This window comes from Micromonospora saelicesensis (assembly GCF_900091575.1).
In the GTDB taxonomy this organism is placed as follows: domain Bacteria; phylum Actinomycetota; class Actinomycetes; order Mycobacteriales; family Micromonosporaceae; genus Micromonospora; species Micromonospora saelicesensis.
This window is the reverse complement of the sequence record NZ_FMCR01000003.1, coordinates 141,139-160,667: the sequence shown is the minus strand read 5'-3', so window position 1 is coordinate 160,667 and position 19,529 is coordinate 141,139. Positions and strand designations below refer to the sequence as shown.

The window sequence follows — 19,529 nt, the reverse complement described above, 5'->3', positions numbered from 1 at the left end:
CGGTCGTCACGCCGGGCCCGCCGACCCGCTGCCCTGTCCGCGGTCGGCCAGTTCGTCGGCGTCGAGCAGGCCCCGGTCGAGCCGCCCCGACCGGTACGCGGCCCGCCCGATCATCTGCGCCGCCACCGGCGCGGTCGCCAACTGGAAGACCGCCACCAGCAGGATCATGCCGAGGTCGGCCGGGGACCGCAGCCGCAACGCGATGCCCAGCAGCAGCAGGAGCACCCCGAGCACCTGCGGTTTGGTGGCCGCGTGCATCCGGGACAGCGCGTCCGGGAAACGCAGTACGCCGACCCCGGCGGCCAGGGCGAGCAGCGCGCCGGCCACCAGACAACCGGCGCCGAGCCAGTCCGCGATCGTCGCGATCACTGCTGCTCCCGGACGGCGAAGCGGACCAGCGACACCGAGCCCACGAAGCCGAGCAGGGAGAGCACCACCAGCACGGGCAGCGTGGTGGCGTGCCGGTTGACCGCCGCCTCGGCGCCCACCGCGCCGACCATCGTGGCGAGCAGCATGTCCGCGGCGATCACCCGATCCACCAGCGACGGGCCACGGTAGAGGCGGGCCAGCGCGAGGAGCGCGGTGATCGACAGCAGTGCGGTGAGGACGACGGCCAGGAACGTGGTCACGGGCGGGTTCCCTTCTCGGGTGAGGTGACGTCGAGGTGACGCAGTTCGGTGGTGGAGCCGACCGCGCGGATGATTCGCCGCTCGACGGCGAGTGTGCGGTCCCGGGCCACGTCCAGGTCCCCGGGGCCGTGGGTGTCCATGACGTGCAGGTAGAGCGTTCCGGAGTCCCGGTCCACCTCGAGGATCAACGTGCCCGGCACCAACGAGACCGCCTCGGCGGTGAGCGCCAGGTTCAGGTCGGTGGGCACCCGCAACCGGACCGCGATGATCGCCCCGCGCGGTCGGTAGCCGGGCTGCACGGCGATCCGGGCGACGTGCAGGCTCGCGCTGACCAGCTCGGCGGCGAACCGGCCCGCGAACACCAGCAGCGCCCACGGTCGTAACCGGCCACCGAAGCTGACCGCCGGCAGCGGGTAGAACACCAGCACGGCCGCACCCACCAGCAGGCCACCGACCAGGTTGGCCCAGTTGATGTCGCCCCAGAGCAGGTTCCAGACCACCACCAGCCACCCGAGCGCCACCGCCTGGTCCCGCCAGCGCCCGATCCGGCCCCGCCCCACCACGGCGGGCCCGGGGGCGTCGGGAGCCGGCTCCGGGGAGCCGGTCACGGCACGCCGCCCGGCAGCACGGCACGGACGTACGGGGTGCGCAGCCGCAGGTCCGCGGCCGCGTCGGCGGTGACGTCGAAGAGCGGACCGGCCAGCACGGTCAACGCCAGCCCGAGGGCGACCAGGGCCACTGTGGCGCCCACCATCAGCCTCGGCAACTGGACGACCGGCTCGCTGGTGGCCAGCCGGGGCGCGCGCCAGAAGGCGATGTTCCACACCCGGGACGCCACGTAGAGGGTGAGCAGGCTGGTCAGGGTGCCGGCCGCGACCAGCACCCCGGGCAGCGGCCCGCCGGCCGCCACCCCGGCCTGGAGCAGGCCGAGCTTGCCGAGGAAGCCGGAGAACGGTGGCACTCCGGCGAGGTTCATGGCCGGGATGAAGAAGAGCACGCCCAGCAGCGGCGCCACCCGGGCCAACCCGCCGATACGACGTAGGTCGGTGCTGCCGGCACGCTCCTCGACCAGCCCGGCGACGAGGAACAGCGTGGTCTGGATGGTGATGTGGTGCACCACGTAGAAGATCGCGCCGGACAGGCCGGCGGCGGTGCTCAACGCCACCCCGAAGATCATGTAGCCGATGTGACTGACCAGGGTGAACGAGAAGAGTCGCTTCAGGTCGGACTGGGCCACCGCACCGAGGATGCCGATCACCATGGTCAGCCCGGCGACGACCATGAGCAGGATGTGGGCACGCCCACCGGGAAACAGCAACGTCTCGGTGCGGATGATCGCATAGACGCCCACCTTGGTGAGCAGACCCGCGAAGACGGCCGTGACCGGAGCCGGCGCGGTGGGGTAGCTGTCCGGCAGCCAGGCCGACAGGGGGAAGACCGCCGCCTTGATCGCGAAGGCCAGCAGCAACATCAGCTCAAGGGCCAGTCGGACACCGTCGGGCAGATCGTCGAGGCGCTGGGCGAGCTGGGCGAGATTGAGCGTGCCGGTGGCCGCGTACACCAGACCCACCGACGTCAGGAAGATCATCGAGGAGAGGATGCTGACCACCACGTACGTCGACCCGGTCCGGATCCGGGTCTCGGTGCCCCCCAGGGTGATCAGCACGAAACTGGCGGCCAGCAGGATCTCGAACCCGACGAAGAGGTTGAACAGGTCACCCGCCAGGAACGCGTTGGTGACACCGGCGGTGAGCACCAGGTACGTCGGGTGGAAGATCGACACCGGCGAACTCTCACTGGTGTCGCTCCGACCCTGGCCGATCGAGTACAGCAGCACGCAGAGGGTCACCGCCGAGGAGACCACCAGCATCAGCGCGGCCAGCTGATCGGCCACCAGGACGATGCCGACCGGCGCCGGCCACCCCCCGACCGCCACCACCACCGGCCCGTGCCGGTACGCCTGCACCAGGAACAGCACCGCCACCGTGAGCGTGCCGCTCAGACACAGCACGCTGATCGCGCGCTGGATTCGGGGCTTCCCGGCCAGCAGCAGGGTCAGCGCCGCGCCGAGCAGTGGCACCACCACCGGCAGTGGCACCAGGGTGCGCATCACGACCCGTCCCCGCGTCGTAACCGGCGACGGGCCGGCTCGGGATCGACCTGTTCCGGATCGCCGTTCGGGCCCTCCCCACCGCGGTCGGCCGCACCCACCTCGTTGCGCCCGGCCTGGCGGATGATCTGCCGGTCCTCCAGGTCGTCGGGCACCTCGTCGTCTCCGGAGAGATACCAGCTGCGGTACGCGACCGCGAGCAGGAACGCGGTGAACCCGAAGGTGATCACGATGGAGGTCAACACCATCGCCTGCGGCAGCGGGTCACTCATCCGCTCCACCGGGCCCGTGCCGACGATCGGCGCCCCGCCCGACCGCCCGCCCAACAGGATCAACAGGTTCACCCCGTTGCCGAGCATGACCACGCCCAGCAGGATCCGGGTCAGGCTGCGCTCCAACAGCAGGATCACCCCGCACCCGACCAGCACCGCGACGGCCAGCACCAGCACCAACGTCGGCCCCGCACCGCTCCGCGTCATGCCCGGTCCCCCTTGTCGACGGCCAACCCGCCGGTGCCCGTTCCGGTGGCCTCGATGTGCCGGTCCACCTCGGCACCGAGGCTGCGCAGGATGTCCAGCACCAACCCGATCACGACCAGGTACACGCCGATGTCGAAGAAGAGCGACGTGACCAGATGGGCGTCGCCGACCAGTGGCAGGACCCGGTCGACCTTCGCGCTCTCCAGCACCGACCCGCCGACCAGCAGCGCCACCACGCCACTGCCCACCGACATGGCCAGCCCGGCGCCGAGAATCGCGCCGGCGCCGATCGGGGCCGCCTCGGTCAGCTCGTACCGGCCGCCGGCCAGATAGCGCACCACCAGGGCGAGACCCGCCACCAGCCCGCCGGCGAACCCACCGCCCGGCGCGTTGTGCCCGGAGAAGAGCAGGAACAGCGAGAACAGCACCACGGTGTGGAAGATCAGCCGGATGACCACCTCCAACACGATCGAGCGACGTTCCTCGTAGAGGGTGGGGCCACCGCGCAGCCAGACCGGCCGGCCGCGTCCACCCTCCCCCTGCTCGGACTCGGGCCGGCGCGGCCGCGGCCCGGTGCGGGAGCGCTCGAAGATCAGGCTGGCCACCCCGGTCGCGGCCACCACCAGCACCGCCAGTTCGCCCATCGTGTCCCAGGCCCGGATGTCGACAAGGGTCACGTTGACCACGTTGCGGCCGTACCCGTGCACCACCGCCAGGTCGGGGAAGGCGGCGGAGATGTCCGGTGCGCGGCGCGCGCCGACGGCGGTGAGGGCCAACCCGGCGGCCACCAACCCCGCCGCCACCCCGATCACCCGACGGGCCCAGCGGGTACGGCGCAGCGGGCGGGCCGAGAACCGCTCCGGCAGGCGACGCAGCACCAGCACGAAGACCGCGATCGTCGCGGTTTCCACCAGAAACTGGGTGAGCGCCAGGTCGGGCGCTCCGTGCAGCACGAACAACATCGCCGTGCCGTAGCCGGTCATGCCCACCAGCAGCATCGCGGTCAGCCGGCGACGGGCACCGACCGAAAGCACCGCCGCCACCGCGATCACCACGACGACCACCGGTTGCAGAGGGCTGTCCCAGAGCGGGATCCGCGCCCGCCAGGGGCTGGCGGAGAGCATCGCCGTGCCCGGCACCAGCACCAGGGTGACCAGGATGATGCCCAGATACTGCGGCAGTGAGCCGCGCTGGGTCGCGCCGGTGACCTCGATGGCCAGTCGGTCGAACCGGCCGATGACCCACTCGTACCCCTGGTTCCCGCTCACCGGTGATCGGAGCCGGGCCAGCACCGGGGCGAGCGGCCCACGCACGGCGAAGAGCAGGCCGCCGCCGACGAGCGCCAGCACGGACAGGCCGAGCGCCGGGGTCGGTCCGGCCCAGAGCGCCAGGTGCGCGTCGACCCCGCCGAGCAGATCGGCGTACGGGCGCAGCAGGTCGTCCAGCACGCTCGCGGCCGGACCGGCAAGCAGACCGACACCGGCGAGCACCGCGGGTGGGACCAGCAGCGACGCGGCGATCGACCCCGGCGGGACCGGCGCCACACCCGGCCGGTCGGCGAACGCGCCCCAGAGAAAGCGGGCGCTGTACGCGACGGTGAGCACCGTCCCGACGACCAGGCCGGTGAGGAGCACGGGCTGGTCGGTGAACGCCCCGAACACCGCCTCCTTGGCCACGAAGCCGACCAGCGGCGGAACACCGGCCATCGACGCCGCGGCCAGCACGGCTACCACGAACAGCGGCCGGGACCAGTGCCGCAGCCCGGACAGCTCGCGCAGGTCACGGGTGCCGGCACTGTGGTCGATGATGCCGACGACCAGGAACAGCGCCGCCTTGAACAGGGCGTGCGCCAGCAGCATCGCGGTGCCGGCCAGCGCGGCGTCCGGGGTGCCCGAGCCGGTCACCGCCACCAGCAGGCCGAGCTGACTGACCGTCCCGTACGCGAGCAGCAGCTTCAGGTCGGTCTGGCGCAGCGCTGCCCACCCGCCGAGCAGCATGGTCGCCACGCCGGCGACCTGCACCAGCGGCCGCCACGGGCCGACCGTGGCGAGCACCGGGGCGAGCAGTCCGACCAGGTAGACGCCGGCCTTGACCATGGCGGCGGCGTGCAGGTAGGCGCTGACCGGCGTGGGTGCCGCCATCGCCACCGGGAGCCACGAGCTGAACGGCAGCACCGCCGACTTGGACAGCGCACCGGCCAGGATCAGCAGCACGGCGCCCACCAGGTACCCGCCGCCGGGCAGCGGCTGCTCGCTGATTGCCGACCAGCGGTAGGTGCCGGCGTGCTCGCCCAGCATGATGAAGCCGACCAGCATGGCGAGGCCGCCCAGCGTGGTGACGGTCAACGCCTGCGCCGCCGCCCAACGGCTGGACCGCCGTTCGGTGCTGTGCCCGATCAGCAGGTACGAGAAGATCGTGGTCAGCTCCCAACCGACGTAGAGCAGCAGCAGGTCGTCGGCGAAGACCAGGACGAGCATCGCGCCCGCGAAGGCGACCAGGACCGCGGCGAACTGCGCCATCCCGGTGGAGCCGGCACTGAAGTAGCGGGCGCTGTAGACCAGCACCAGCGCGCCGACGCCGCCGATCAGCAGCGTCATCAGCCAGGACAGCGTGGTGAGCCGGAACGCGATGTCGAGGCCCAACTGCCGGATCCACGGGTACGTCTCGACCACCGCCCCGCCGTCGGCCACGGCCGGGGTGCGGGCCACCGCCCAGCAGAACGCGGCGGCCGGCGCGAGCGCCAGCGGGTAGCACGCGCGCGGACCCCACCAGCGGACGAGCAGGGGCGCGGCGAGGGCCGCCACGAGATGGAGGATGAGCAGTACCAGCACCTGCGCTCCCGATCGACATGGCCGACGCCCGTGGCAGCGGTGGCGCCTAGCAGCGATCAGACGCCAGTTCCTCCCCCGCCGGGCGGTTTTGCCAGAATTCGCCCACCCAGCCCCAGCCCCGACCCCAGCCCCGACCCCCACCGTTGATCAAGAGGTTTGCGTCATCCGCGCCCGCGTTCCTGACGCAAACCTCTTGATCAACGCGGGCGGGGGTGCGGCGTCGTCAGCGCAGCAGGGCGTTGTTGAGAGGTTGCGCGTCGTCGGGGGTGGGGCGGTCGCGGCGTAGCACGGCCAGCAGGTCGAGGCGGCCGAGTTGGCGGGCGACCCGGTCGACCACCCGCTCGGCGGCGGTCAGCGACCGCACCGAAAGCAGGCGGCCACGGCTCTCGCGACGGAGCACGAAGTAGTGCACGGCAACGCGGACCTGACCCCGGTCGGCCGCGCTGGCCTGGGCGGTGCAGAGAACCATTTCGCGCAGGCAGTGGGCGAGGCGTTCGGCAAGCTCGAGCTCGGGGCCGTGCAGGCCGGAGCGGAGCGCGGCCAGGTGGCTGTCGACCTTGCGAATCAGCACGTCGGTGCCCGGTTCGACGGTGCGCTGCTCGCCGGCCATCAAATCCCCTCACCCCGGTTCGCGTTGCGAGTGAAGTTACTTTATGTTGCTCCTTAGAAGCAAGCAGTTAAGTGAGACTTAACGTATTAAGCGCACGTTCCACGCTTTTTGCCTTTTGCGGTCGCATTCCGTCGTGGGTCGCTCGTGGATGTCGGACCGGCGGGGCACGATGGACCGGTGACCGGGGCAGACGCAGACGCCGGCGCGGTGCTGGCCGGGTTCGGCCCGGCCACCCGTGCCTGGTTCGACAACGCCTTCGCCGCCCCGACCGCCGCGCAGACCGGCGCCTGGCGGTCGGTCGCCGCTGGCCGCAACGCACTCGTGGTGGCGCCCACCGGCTCGGGCAAGACGCTCGCGGCCTTCCTCTGGTCACTGGACCGGCTCGCCCGCGAGCCAGCACCGGCCGAGGCCCGCCAGCGCTGCCGCGTGCTCTACGTCAGCCCGCTCAAGGCCCTCGCCGTCGACGTGGAGCGCAACCTGCGCGCCCCGCTGGCCGGCATCCGGCAGGCGGCCACCCGGCTGGGCGTCGCACCGCCCGACATCACCGTCGGCATGCGCACCGGCGACACGCCCGCCGACGAGCGACGAGCGTTCGCCCGCACCCCGCCGGACATCCTCATCACCACGCCCGAGTCGCTGTTCCTGCTGCTCACGTCCGCAGCTCGCGACTCGCTGCGCGGCGTCCAGACGGTGATCGTCGACGAGGTGCACGCGGTGGCCGGCAGCAAACGCGGCGCCCACCTCGCCCTCTCCCTCGAACGCCTCGACGAGCTGCTGCCCGCCCCGGCGCAGCGCATCGGCCTCTCCGCGACCGTCCGGCCGATCGACGCCTGCGCGCGGTTCCTCGGCGGCGCCCGCCCGGTCGACGTGGTCCAGCCGGCCACCCCGAAGACCATCGAGGTCAGCGTGGAGGTCCCGGTGGAGGACATGACCCGCCTGGACGAACAGGAGCAGCCACCGGAGGACGACCTCGGCGGCCCCGGGCCGCGTCGGGCGTCGATCTGGCCGGCCGTGGAGGAGCGGGTCTTCACCCTCATCGGGCAGCACCGCTCGACCATCGTCTTCACCAACTCCCGGCGCAGTGCCGAGCGCCTCTGCGCCCGCCTCAACGAGCTGGCCGCCGAGGCGGTGGCCGCATCCGCGTCGGGCGAGGGCGCGATCGGCGTACCGGAGGGGTTGCCGGCCGGCGACGACCCGGCGGGCGACGGTGACCCGGCGTCCGGCGCGCAGCGCTGGGGTGGCCCCGCCGGTCCGGTGCGCAACCGGCCGCCGGCCGAGGTGATGGCCCAGTCCGGCGCGGCCACCGGCGCGCCGCCCGTGATCGCCCGCGCCCACCACGGCAGCGTCTCCCGGGAGGAGCGCAAGCACATCGAGGAGGCGCTCAAGTCGGGCCAGCTCCCGGCGGTGGTGGCCACCTCCAGCCTGGAGCTCGGCATCGACATGGGCGCGGTCGACCTGGTGGTGCAGATCGAGGCGCCGCCGAGCGTGGCCGCCGGCCTGCAACGGGTCGGCCGGGCCGGGCACCAGGTGGGCGCCGTCTCCCGGGGGGTGGTCTTCCCCAAGCACCGCGGCGACCTGCTCTCCTGCGCGGTGGTCGCCGAGCGGATGACCGACGGCGCGATCGAGGAGCTGCACTACCCGCGCAACCCACTGGACGTGCTGGCCCAGCAGATCGTCGCGATGGTGGCGTTGGAGCCGTGGGCGCTCGGCGACCTGGCCGTGCTGGTCCGCCGGGCCGCGCCCTTCGCCGAGTTGCCCGACTCGGCGCTGCACGCCGTGCTGGACATGCTCTCCGGCCGCTACCCGTCGACCGCCTTCGCCGAGCTGCGCCCCCGACTGGTCTGGGACCGGGCCACCGACCTGCTCACCGGCCGTCCCGGCGCGCAGCGACTCGCGGTGACCAGCGGCGGCACCATTCCCGACCGGGGTCTGTTCGGGGTGTTCCTGGCCGGCGCCGAGCGGGCCGCCCGGGTCGGCGAGCTGGACGAGGAGATGGTCTACGAGTCCCGGGTCGGCGACGTCTTCCTGCTCGGCTCGTCCTCCTGGCGGATCGAGGAGATCACTCCGGACCGGGTGCTGGTCTCGCCCGCCCCGGGGCAGGCCGCGCGCATGCCGTTCTGGAAGGGCGACCAGCTCGGTCGGCCGGTGGAGCTGGGCCGGGCCATCGGCGCCCGGGTACGCACCCTGCTGCGCCAGACCGACGAGGCGGCTCTGGCCGCGCTGCGCGACGGCGGGCTGGACGACTGGGCCGCCGGCAACCTGATGGCCTACCTGCGCGAGCAACGGGAGGCCACCCGCTCGCTGCCCGACGACCGCACGGTAGTGGTCGAGCGGTTCCGCGACGAGCTGGGTGACTGGCGGCTGGCCGTGCACAGCGTGCTCGGTGCCCGGGTCAACGGGCCGTGGGCCCTCGCGGTGGGCCGCCGGCTGGCCGAACGGTACGGGGTGGACGCCCAGGTGATGCCCTCCGACGACGGCATCGTGGTGCGACTTCCGGACACCGCCGACGAGCCCCCCGGCGCCGACGTGGTGGTCTTCGAGCCCGACGAGATCACCCAGCTCGTGGAGGAGTCGGTCGGCACCTCCGCCCTCTTCGCCGCCCGTTTCCGGGAGTGCGCCGCCCGGTCCCTGCTGCTGCCGCGCCGCGACCCGCGCCGCCGCCAACCGCTCTGGCAGCAACGGCAACGCGCCGCGCAACTGCTCGACGTCGCCCGCGAGTACGCGGACTTCCCGGTCACCCTGGAGGCCGCCCGGGAGTGCCTCCAGGACGTCTTCGACCAGCCGGCGCTGGCCGGGCTGATGCGCGACCTGGCCACCCGCAAGGTGCGACTGGTCGAGGTGGAGACCAGCGCGCCGTCGCCGTTCGCGCGGTCGCTGCTCTTCGGCTACGTCGGCGCGTTCCTCTACGAGGGCGACGCCCCGCTGGCCGAGCGCCGCGCCGCCGCACTCGCCCTCGACTCCACGCTCCTCGGCGAGCTGCTCGGCCGGGTCGACCTGCGGGAGTTGCTGGACCCGGCGGTGCTCACCGAGACCGACCGGCAGCTGCGGTGGCTGACCGATCAGCGCCGCCCCCGCGATGCCGAGGACGTCGTCGAGCTGCTGCGGGTGCTCGGTGACCTGAGCGACGCCGAGTTGACCGAGCGGGGGGTGCCGGAGACGTGGCTCAGCGAGCTGGAGGCCACCCGCCGGGTGCTGCGGGTCCGGATCGCGGGCGAGCAGCGCTGGGTGGGCGTCGAGGACGCCGCCCGCCTGCGCGACGCCCTCGGTGTGGCGCTGCCGATGGGAGTGGCCGAGGCGTACCTCGCCCCGGTGGCCGACCCGCTCGGTGACCTGGTGGCCCGCTACGCCCGCACCCACGGGCCGTTCGCCGCGGCCAGCTGCGCGGCCCGGTTCGGGCTCGGGGTGTTCGTCGTCGAGCAGGCGCTGCGCCGGCTCGGCGCCACCGGGCGGGTGGTCTCCGGGGAGTTCACCCCGGATTCGGCCGGCGCCCAGTGGTGCGACGCCGAGGTGCTGCGGATGCTGCGCCGCCGCTCCCTCGCCGCGCTGCGTCGGGAGATCGAGCCGGTGCCGCCCCGGGCGCTGGCGACGTTCCTGCCGCGCTGGCAGCAGGTCGGCTCGTCCGCCCGAGGTGTGGAGGCGCTCGCCGCCACTGTGGAGCAGTTGCAGGGCACTGCGGTGCCGGCGTCCGCGTTGGAGCGCTTGGTGCTGCCCGCCCGTGTCGCGGACTACTCCCCCGCCCAGCTCGACGAGCTGTGCGCCAGCGGGGAGGTGCTCTGGGCGGGTTCGGGTGCGATCTCCGGGGGCGACGGCTGGGTCACCCTGGCGTACGCGGACACCGCATCGCTGGTGCTGCCGCCGCCGGACGAGGCGTTGACCCGTACCCCGCTGCACGACGCGGTGCTCGACGCGCTCGGCGACGGGCAGGCGCTGTTCTTCCGTCCGCTGGCCGACCGGGTCGGCTCGACCGACGACGCCGCCTTGACCGCGGTGATCTGGGACCTGGTCTGGGCCGGTCACCTCAGCAACGACACCCTCGCGCCGCTGCGCGCAGTGCTCGGCGCTGGCGGCGCGCACCGCTCCCGGCCGTCCGCGCCCCGCACCCGTTACCGGCGGCCCGGTCGGGTGGCGCTGCCGACCCGGGGTGGCCCGCCGACCGTCGCCGGCCGCTGGTCACGTCTCCCGGAGCGGGACCTCGACCCCACCCGGCGCGCCGCCGCGCTCGCCGACCTGCTGCTGGAGCGGCACGGGGTGGTCACCCGGGGCGCGGTGATGGCCGAGCAGGTGGTCGGCGGGTTCTCGGCGGTCTACCCGGTGCTGTCGGCACTGGAGGAGCGCGGCGCGGCCCGCCGGGGCTACTTCGTCGAAGGGCTCGGGGCGGCGCAGTTCGCCGTACCCGGTGCGGTGGACCGGCTGCGCGCGCTGGCCGAGCCGACCGACGGTGCCCGGGGTCGGGGCGCGGTGGCCACCGTGCTCGCCGCGACCGACCCGGCCAACCCGTACGGTGCGGCGCTGCCCTGGCCCGAACGGGTGGTCGACTCGGGCGACGGGGCCACCCCGGCGACCGGGCACCGGGCCGGTCGCAAGGCGGGCGCGCTGGTGGTGCAGGTCGGCGGTGACCTCGTCCTCTACGTCGAACGCGGCGGCCGGACCCTGCTCTCGTTCACCGACGACACCGACACGCTCGCCGCGGCCGGCAAGGCGCTCGCCGACGCCGTCCACTCCGGGGCGTTGGGCGCGATGTCGGTGGAGCGGGCCGACGGCGAGGCGGTGCACTCGTCGCCGCTGCGGGACGCGTTGACCGCCGCCGGCTTCCGGGCCACCCCCCGCGGCCTGCGCCTGCGCGGCTGACCCACCCTCCCTGCCCGCGCCGGCTGCTCGTCACCCCACTGGACGAAGTCACCGCCGGACGAAGTCACCGCCGGACGAAGTCACCGCTGCTGTGCAGCCTCGGTGGCGGCGCCACCCGTTCCACTCCTCAGGAGGGCCGGCCCCGATTGGGCGACATACCTGTGGGTCATAGATATGACTCACAGGTATGTCGCTCCGAAGACAGACATGCCCCGGCCGTGGACGCCAGGGACCGGTGCTCAGCCCAGGCCGTTGAGGACCTTCTCGTAGCGGGGCCGGTCGGCGGCCGGGGTCTTCGCCTCCAGGTAGTTCAGCACCACCGCGCCACGCTGGTACGACTGACCACCCCAGGTCTCCGCGATGTCGCTGGCGCTGGTCTCGTCCGGGAAGACGTAGACGGTGACGGCGTCGGTGGCCATCAGCTCCGAACAGCCCAGGCCTAGGCCATCCGGCCCACAGTCGACCGAGCGGTCCTTCGGACGCGGCACCTTCAGGCCGGCAGCCCGGAAAGCGTCGACGACCTGCTTCGCGCCGGGCGCACTGGCCGGGCGCTTGGGCAGCACCACCGGAGGCGGGCTGGCCGGCCTCCGCTGCGTCGTGCCCTGTGCGGCGGCGGAGGGCGGGGTCGCGCCGTCGGCACCGGGTGCGGCTTGGGGCGTCGGCAGGCCGGTCGGGGCCGCCTCGGACGAGACGGACGGGGTCGCGGTCGGGCTGCCGTCGTCGTCACTGCCACAACCGGCGCTGAGGGCGACGGCGACCAGCAGGATTCCGACTGCGGGGAGGTTCCGAGTTGTCACCAGGGCAGTCTGCACAACGTCCTCCGGCGGCGGGAGGGGCCGGTCGGCCACTGCGCTGTCCCGTATCCGCCAGCACGCCGCGGTTCTACTAGCCTGCGGGCATGTCCGCCGTGCCCTGGATCTCGCTGACCACCGACTACGGCCTCACCGACGGCTTCGTGGCCGCCTGCCACGGCGTCGTCGCCCGGATCGCACCGGCCGCCCGGGTGATCGACGTGACCCATCTGGTGCCGCCGGCGGATGTCCGGCGCGGCGCAGCCGTGCTGGCGCAGACCGTGCCGTACCTGCCGGTGGGAGTGCACGTGGCGGTGGTCGATCCGGGCGTGGGCACCGCCCGACGGGGTGTCGCGCTGGCCACCCCGGGCGGGTTGCTGGTCGGCCCGGACAACGGGTTGCTGCTGGACGCGGCCACCGCGCTCGGTGGGGTGACCCACGCGGTCGAGCTGACCGGGTCGCGCTGGCTGGCCTCCCGAGTGTCCGACACGTTCCACGGCCGCGACGTCTTCGCACCGGTGGCGGCCCGGTTGGCGCTCGGCGCGCCGCTGTCCGAGGCGGGCTCACCGGTCGACCCGGCCGGGCTGGTGCGACTTCCGACGCCGACGGTGACCCGGGACGCCGAGGGCTTCACCGCCGAGGTGCTGACAGTGGACCACTTCGGCAACGTCCAACTGGCCGCGCCGGCCGAGTTGCTCGATCCGCTGCCGGCCACGCTTCGGGTGGGCCCGCCGGGGCCGGTGCCGGCCCTCGTGGCGGTGCACGGGCGGACCTTCGGCGACGCCCCGGCCGGTGGCCTGGTGGCGTACGTCGATTCGGCCGGTCTGGTCGCGGTCGCGGTCAACGGCGGGCGGGCTGCGGACCTTCTCGCGGCCTCCCCGGGGGACCTCCTGCGGGTATCGGGCTGATGTTCGACTGTGGAATGCTTCTCCGGTGGGTGAGCATGTGGTTCCTGTGGGCTGTCCCTGCTGTGCATCCCGAACCGGCGGGGGGACGTGCCCCGTCTGTTTCTGGACCGACGACGGCCAGACCGACGCCGACGCCGATGCTGTCCGGGGTGGTCCCAACGGCGACCTGAGCCTCACACACGCCCGTCTCAACTACGCCGTCTACGGTGCCAGCCACCCGCGCTACCAGGACATGGTGCGCACGGCTCGCCCCGACGAGCGCCCCTGACGTTGACGGGGCGCCCGACGGGGTGAGCGTGGCTCAGCAGACCGGCACGCTGCCGCCGTACACGCTGGAGATGTATGCGTGGCTGACGTACTGGCCACTGGCCAGACGGTTCCAGCGGGTGGTGGTCCGGAAGGGGCCGGCGACCGACTGACCAGTGACGTAGCACTGGATCGGCACGTGGGCCAGGCGGGCGGCGAGGCCACGCGTCGCGTACGACGTGCTGGCCCCGGTGCGGATGTTGAGCGGCCCGTCACCGACCACGCCGCGCGTCCCGCCTCCGGTCCACAGGTAGGCGACGTCCACCCAGGCGTTGGTGGTCAGCCGCAACCCGTCCCAGAACGTGCCGTCGGCCAGGTCGATGCCGGCCGGGTTGAGCACGGTCCGCCCGAACTGGTCCCGTCCGCCGTTGTAGCCGGACTGGTACGCGGCCTGCGCCTCGGGCCGGCCCTGCGGCAGGTTCTTCCAGTTCTCCCGGACCGATGACGGGTTCCAGTAGTCGTCGCGGGTGTTCCACGGCCCGACGTCCCAGACCGGGGCGTACTCGCAGCGGGAGCCGCTGGTGGTGCAGACCCGCACTGTGTAGTCGCCGGTGTTGAGCGGGGAGAGCCCTCGCCGCGACGGCAGCGCCGCGAAGTGGTCCCGGGGTTGCACGGTACGGCCGTTGGCGGTCACCTCACCGACCAGCCCGATGCGGGTGGCGTACACCCGGTAGGTGCGGCCGGGCGTGGCGGCGGAGACGGCGGCGTTCGCGTCGGCGGTGAGCTGCACGCCCCGTACCGTCGCCGTGGCGCCGCCATTCGGGGCGGTGAGCACCACCCGGGTCTGCACCCGGGTGACCGGCCGGTCGAAGACCGCGCCGGTGGTGGCCGCCCGCCACTCCGTCCAGCCGGCGGCCCGCCAGCCGCGGACCTGCGCCTCCACTGTCGCGCGGGCCGGAACCGCGGCGTTGATCTCGGCGCGGACCCGGGTAGCCGGCCGGGCGAGGGTCCGGGGAGCGGTCAGCAGCATCCCCTCGGCGACCGCGCTGTGCGGGCTGCGGGCGCCGCGTCCGGTGGACCGGGCCTCCCGCAGGCGGAGGCCGGCGGCCGTACGCCGGACGTTGACATCGTCGCGGTCGACGACGGTGAGGTCGGCGCTCCACCGTTCGTCGCCGGGTGCGGCGGCGACGAGGGTGATCGGAGCGCCGCCGGGCGCGGCTGGCGCAGGACCCGTGGCGGGTAGGAGCGCTGCGGTGAGCAGGAGGGCGAGGGTGGCGATGAGGGCGACGGATGGGATACGACAACGCGGTCGCGTCATGGGCATTCTCCTCAGAACCCCCTGACCTTCGCATGTCAGGAGATCATGAGGAACCTGAGTACAAATAGCGACACATGCGAATCTTGCTCGAAAGAGGGAGGATGGCAGGGTGCCCGAAGGCGACACCGTCTGGAACACCGCGCGCGTGCTGCACCGCGCGCTGGCTGGCGCGCGGATCACCGGCAGTGACTTCCGGGTGCCACAGCTGGCGACCACGGACCTCACCGACTGGACCGTCCGCGAGTCGGCCAGCCGGGGCAAGCACCTGCTGCTGCGGCTCAACGCCCCGACCGGGGAGCACTGGACCCTGCACTCCCACCTGCGGATGGACGGCGCCTGGCGGGCGTACGCCCCGGGGGAACGCTGGAGCGGCCGGCCCGCGCACCTGATCCGGGTGGTGCTGCGCAGCCCCGGCGCTGTCGCGGTCGGCTACCACCTGCACGACCTGACCCTGGTGCCGACCACCGAGGAAGACCAACTGGTCGGCCACCTCGGCCCCGATCTGCTCGGCTCCGACTGGGACCCGGCCGAGGCGGTCCGTCGGCTCGCCGACCACCCGGAGCAGACGATCGGCGAGGCGCTGCTCGACCAGCGCAACCTGGCCGGCGTGGGCAACCTCTACAAGTGCGAGGTGCTGTTCCTGCGGGGCGTGTCACCGTGGACCCCGGTCGGCGGAGTGCCGGACCTGCCGGGCCTGGTGGCCCTCGCACAGCGGCTGCTCGCCGCCAACCGGGGCCGGTGGACGCAGAGCAGCACCGGCTCATTGCACCGGGGGCAGACCAGCTACGTGTACGGCCGCCGCGCCCAGCCCTGCCGCCGCTGCGGCACCGCGATCCGCAAGGAGGAGCTGGGCGAACGGGTCACCTACTGGTGCCCGGTCTGTCAGCCCGAGCGGCCGGTTTCGTCGTCATCCGGCTGACCAGGCTCTCGCCTGACGGGATCCATGGCAGAAACGGACGATTGGGTAATTCCTAACCGGCCGCCGGAGTCGCATGCTGCGGTTGAGCGCTCACCGACCGTCAGCAGAGTGCCGAGGTCCCCCACGCCGGGGTGGCGGACCTCGCGCCCCGAACCGGGGAGAGTCATGGCGATGTTCCGCAGACTCCGCTCCACCTTCTTCGAGCGGACCACCCGCGACACCGACGCCGACGGCCGGGCGGCGTCCGTGCCGGCCCCGCGTGCCACCGAGGAGGCCGTTGTCACGCCGAGCCTGGACCCGGCCGTCGTGCCCCGCTACTTCGGCCCGGTGCCGAACTTCGCCCACAGCCCCCGCCCGACGCGGGACCCCGACGGGCAGGTGGTGGCCGGGACCGGACTGCGCAAGTTCGTCGACCCACTGCCCATCCCGGGCCAGCCCGGCGGCGGCGACCTCGGCAGCCACCTGCCGGTGGCGGTGCCGGACACCATCAGCTATCCGGGCTGCGACTACTACGAGATCGGCCTACAGGAGTACGCCCAGCGGCTGCACCGGGACCTGCCGGTCACCCGGCTGCGCGGCTACCGGCAACTCAACCTGGGCACCGACCCGGCCGGACACAACACGGTGGCACCTCCGGAGCGACAGTGGCACCTCGGGCCGATGATCCACGCCCGTCGGGGTCGACCGGTCCGGGTGAAGTTCATCAACCAGCTCCCCACCGGTCGGTCCGGCGAGCTGTTCCTACCGGTCGACGACACGATCGAGGGGGCCGGCCTGGGCCCACTGGACGGACCGGCACCGTACCCGCAGAACCGGGCCGTGCTCCACCTGGCCGGGGCGCAGACCGGCTGGACCAGCGCGGGCAACCCGGGGCAGTGGATCACCCCGGCCGGGGAGATCACCCCGTACCCGACCGGGCCCGGCCTGGCCCACGTGCCGGACATGCCGGCACCCGGAGCCGGCGCCACCACGCTCTACTTCCCGAACGAGCAGAGCGGCCGGCTGCTGTGGTTCCACGACAACACCCTCGGCCTGGCCCGGCTCACCGTCTACGGCGGACAACTCGCGCTCTACCTGCTCACCGACCCGGCCGAGGACCAGCTCGTCGCCGACGCGGTGCTGCCGGCAGACCAGGTGCCGTTGGTGATCGAGGACAAGACGTTCGTTCCGGACGACACCCAACTCGCCGCCGAGGACCCGACCTGGGACCGGGAACGCTGGGGCGCCCGGGGCAGCCTCTGGCACCCGCACGTCTACCAGCCCCGGCAGAACCCGTACTCCTCCGGCGGACGCAACCCCACCGGCCGGTGGGACTACGGACCCTGGTCCCGCAACTCCACCTCGGACGACGCCCGCACCGACGGGTGGGCCCCGAACCCGCACCACGACCCGGTGGACGCGCCGGACGAACCGCCGCTGAGCCCTGGGCTGCCGCACCCGTCGGCGGTTCCCGAGGCGTACGGCGACACCCCGCTCGTCAACGGCGTCGCCTACCCGTACCTGGAGGTGCGGCCGCGCACGTACCGGTTCCGGATCCTCAACGCCTGTCTGGACCGCAGCCTCAACCTCCAGCTCTACCGTGCCTGCTCCGACGCGGCGATGTGGACGGCCGACGGGGCGCTCGCCGACCCCGACGCCGGTGAGGTGCCGATGGTGCCGGCCGCGCGGGCGGCGGACCGTCCGGCGGGGTGGCCGACCGACGGACGCGACGGCGGTGTGCCGGACCCGCGCGCCGCCGGCCCGGAGTTCATCCAGATCGGCAACGAGGCCGGCCTCCTGCCGGCGCCGGTGGTGCTGCCGAACCAACCGATCGGCTACCGCTACGACCGGCTCGACCCGACAGTGCTGAACGTCGACGGACACACAGTGCTGCTCGCCCCGGGCGAACGCGCCGACGTACTCGTCGACTTCTCCGCCGTGCCGCCGGGCAGCACGCTGATCCTGTACAACGACGCTCCGGCCCCGCTGCCCGGCTTCGACGGTCGCTACGACCAGCACACCGACGCCCCGGACCGCAGCGCCGAGGGCGGCCCACCCTCGACCGAACCGGGGTACGGCCCGAACACCCGCACCGTGCTCCAGTTCCGCGTCACCGGGACGCCCGAGTCGCCGTACGACCTGAGCCGGCTGCGCGATCGGCTGCCACTGGCGTACGCGGCCAGCCAGCGCCCGCCGATCGTCCCGCAGCCGGCGTACGACCCGGCGTTCGGCACCCGGACCTCGGCGCAGACGACGGTGCCGGTGCACGCCACCACTGTGACGTTCACGCCGACGGCCGGCACCGGCCCGGTGACAGTGCCGATCGCGGTCAAGGCCGCACAGCAGATCTTCGAGCCGGATCACGGCCGGTCGGCGGGCCGGCTCGGCGTCGGGCACCCACACGCCGGGCCGCTCAACCCGACGACGCTGCCGCTCGGTGCGACCGACCCGGTCACCGAGGTGCTCTTCGCCACCGACCCCGCCGTGCCGGTGGGCGCCCCCACCGACGGCACGCAGCTCTGGCGGATCAGCGGCAACGTCCGGCAGACCCAGCCGTTGCACGTCGCCGGCTGCGACGTGCAGGTGATCAACCGGGTTGGCTGGGACGGCACGCTGCGACTCCCGCACGGCACGGAGCTGGGCTGGAAGGGAATTGTCCGGGTCAACCCCCGGGAGGACGTCGTGGTGGCGCTACGCCCGGTCGCGCCGGCGCTGCCGTTCAAGCTGGGAGACAGCGTCCGGCTGCTCGACCCGGGTCGACCGGCCGGAGCGCGGACCGGGTCGACACCGGTCAGTCCGATCGACGGGCGACCGGCCACTGTGGTCAACCAACTGGTCAACCTGGGTTGGGAGTACCGCTGGCACAGTCAGCTCGCCGGCCACCGCGACGGCGGGATGAGCCGGCCGCTGGTGCTGCGGGTGGCGCCGAAGGCACCGACCGGGCTGACCGCCACACCGGTGTCCGGCTCCGCTACCGCGCTACCCGCGATCGTGCTGGCCTGGACCAGCAACGGCGGGCGACCACCCGCCACCAGCCACCTGCTGCAACGGGCCACCGACGCGACCTTCGGCGGCGAGGTCACCACGATCACCGTCGCGGCCGCCGCCACCCGCTACACCGACGCGACCGTCACCCCTGGGGTGACCTACCACTACCGGATCCGGGCGGAGAACGCGGTCAGCTATTCGTCCTGGTCGAACGGGGTACCCGCCTCGGTGCACCTGGCCGCGCCGAGCGGTCTGGTCGCGACGCTCCCGCCGGCCGCGCCGCTGCGCGTGGCGCTGCGTTGGACGAACCGCTCGTTCGCCACCGGCATCGACGTGCAGCGGGCCACCAACCCGACGTTCACCAGCGGCCCGGGCACCACGGCGATCGGGGTCGGCGACAACCACCTGGACGCGACAGTGGCACCGGACACCACGTACTACTACCGGGTGCGGACCACCTACCTGGGCTCCGCCTCGGCGTGGTCGACGGTCGCCACGGTGACCTCGCCGCCCGCGCCGGGAACCCCCAGCGGGGTGAGCGCCACCGCCAGCGCTCCGGGGCCGGACACCGCCACGGTGATCCTGGCCTGGGAGGCGAGCACACCCGGCGGCCCGGGGTCCGGGTTCATCGTGCAGCGGGCGCTCGACCCGGCCTTCGAGCAGGAGACGGCGACCTTCACGGTGACCGGCCGCGGCTTCACCAACACGGGGCTGGCCCGGGGTGTCACGTACCACTACCGGATCCGGTCGTTCAACGTCGTGGGCGCCTCGCCGTACACCGGGCCGGTCCTGGTGACGACACCACCGTGACCGGCCCGGGGTCCACGGGCCGTCGCCGCGCGTGCGCCGTCAGCGCGGTGTCTCGGGGCGTGC

The 19,529-nt window shown here is 73.4% G+C and carries 14 protein-coding genes; 5 read left to right on the top strand and 9 right to left on the bottom strand.

Annotation, left to right across the window (positions count from 1 at the left end):
* Positions 1–6: 6 nt before the first annotated feature.
* From mnhG to GA0070561_RS13700, 7 genes are all read right to left on the bottom strand, one after another.
* Entirely contained in the window at positions 7–366 is a 360-nt protein-coding gene (mnhG, locus tag GA0070561_RS13730; protein WP_091402053.1) for a monovalent cation/H(+) antiporter subunit G, read from the bottom strand.
* Positions 366–629, bottom strand: coding sequence for an MrpF/PhaF family protein (locus GA0070561_RS13725; RefSeq protein WP_091400483.1), 264 nt, complete (start codon positions 627–629; stop codon positions 366–368). Before GA0070561_RS13725 ends, mnhG begins: the two co-directional genes overlap by 1 nt.
* Positions 626–1,237: a Na+/H+ antiporter subunit E gene (locus tag GA0070561_RS13720; RefSeq protein ID WP_091400481.1), complete on the bottom strand. Its 612-nt coding sequence runs from the start codon at positions 1,235–1,237 to the stop codon at positions 626–628. The genes GA0070561_RS13725 and GA0070561_RS13720 overlap by 4 nt, the downstream gene beginning before the upstream one ends.
* Positions 1,234–2,739 (bottom strand): Na+/H+ antiporter subunit D, encoded by a 1,506-nt coding sequence (locus GA0070561_RS13715; protein ID WP_091400479.1) that lies wholly within the window; start codon positions 2,737–2,739, stop codon positions 1,234–1,236. The genes GA0070561_RS13720 and GA0070561_RS13715 overlap by 4 nt, the downstream gene beginning before the upstream one ends.
* Positions 2,739–3,218: a Na(+)/H(+) antiporter subunit C gene (locus GA0070561_RS13710; RefSeq protein ID WP_091400477.1), complete on the bottom strand. Its 480-nt coding sequence runs from the start codon at positions 3,216–3,218 to the stop codon at positions 2,739–2,741. The genes GA0070561_RS13715 and GA0070561_RS13710 overlap by 1 nt, the downstream gene beginning before the upstream one ends.
* Positions 3,215–6,049 (bottom strand): Na+/H+ antiporter subunit A, encoded by a 2,835-nt coding sequence (locus tag GA0070561_RS13705; RefSeq protein ID WP_091400475.1) that lies wholly within the window; start codon positions 6,047–6,049, stop codon positions 3,215–3,217. Before GA0070561_RS13705 ends, GA0070561_RS13710 begins: the two co-directional genes overlap by 4 nt.
* A 223-nt stretch (positions 6,050–6,272) precedes the next feature.
* The gene (locus tag GA0070561_RS13700) at positions 6,273–6,659 is read right to left on the bottom strand and encodes a hypothetical protein (protein ID WP_091400473.1); all 387 of its coding nucleotides are present in this window, start codon (positions 6,657–6,659) and stop codon (positions 6,273–6,275) included.
* Positions 6,660–6,836: 177 nt separating this feature from the next.
* Between GA0070561_RS13700 and GA0070561_RS13695 the strand changes: the two genes are divergently transcribed.
* Positions 6,837–11,507, top strand: a complete 4,671-nt coding sequence (locus GA0070561_RS13695; RefSeq protein WP_091400471.1) for an Lhr family helicase — start codon at positions 6,837–6,839, stop codon at positions 11,505–11,507.
* 239 nt (positions 11,508–11,746) lie between these two features.
* Here GA0070561_RS13695 and GA0070561_RS33585 read toward each other — a convergent pair whose 3' ends face one another.
* The gene (locus GA0070561_RS33585; protein WP_146758640.1) at positions 11,747–12,304 is read right to left on the bottom strand and encodes a hypothetical protein; all 558 of its coding nucleotides are present in this window, start codon (positions 12,302–12,304) and stop codon (positions 11,747–11,749) included.
* A gap of 101 nt (positions 12,305–12,405) precedes the next feature.
* On the opposite strand from GA0070561_RS33585, the gene GA0070561_RS13680 reads away from it, so the two are divergent.
* Both GA0070561_RS13680 and GA0070561_RS34615 read left to right on the top strand, forming a co-directional pair.
* The gene (locus GA0070561_RS13680) at positions 12,406–13,206 is read left to right on the top strand and encodes an SAM hydrolase/SAM-dependent halogenase family protein (RefSeq protein ID WP_091400465.1); all 801 of its coding nucleotides are present in this window, start codon (positions 12,406–12,408) and stop codon (positions 13,204–13,206) included.
* Entirely contained in the window at positions 13,091–13,474 is a 384-nt protein-coding gene (locus tag GA0070561_RS34615) for a CPCC family cysteine-rich protein (RefSeq protein ID WP_309251677.1), read from the top strand. Before GA0070561_RS13680 ends, GA0070561_RS34615 begins: the two co-directional genes overlap by 116 nt.
* A gap of 33 nt (positions 13,475–13,507) precedes the next feature.
* On the opposite strand, the gene GA0070561_RS13670 is transcribed toward GA0070561_RS34615, so the two are convergent.
* A complete protein-coding gene (locus GA0070561_RS13670; protein ID WP_091400461.1) occupies positions 13,508–14,770 on the bottom strand; it encodes a hypothetical protein in 1,263 nt (420 codons plus the stop codon).
* Positions 14,771–14,879: 109 nt separating this feature from the next.
* On the opposite strand from GA0070561_RS13670, the gene GA0070561_RS13665 reads away from it, so the two are divergent.
* Entirely contained in the window at positions 14,880–15,689 is an 810-nt protein-coding gene (locus tag GA0070561_RS13665; RefSeq protein WP_091400459.1) for a DNA-formamidopyrimidine glycosylase family protein, read from the top strand.
* Between the two features lie 165 nt (positions 15,690–15,854).
* A complete protein-coding gene (locus GA0070561_RS13660; protein WP_091400457.1) occupies positions 15,855–19,466 on the top strand; it encodes a hypothetical protein in 3,612 nt (1,203 codons plus the stop codon).
* Positions 19,467–19,529: the final 63 nt, after the last annotated feature.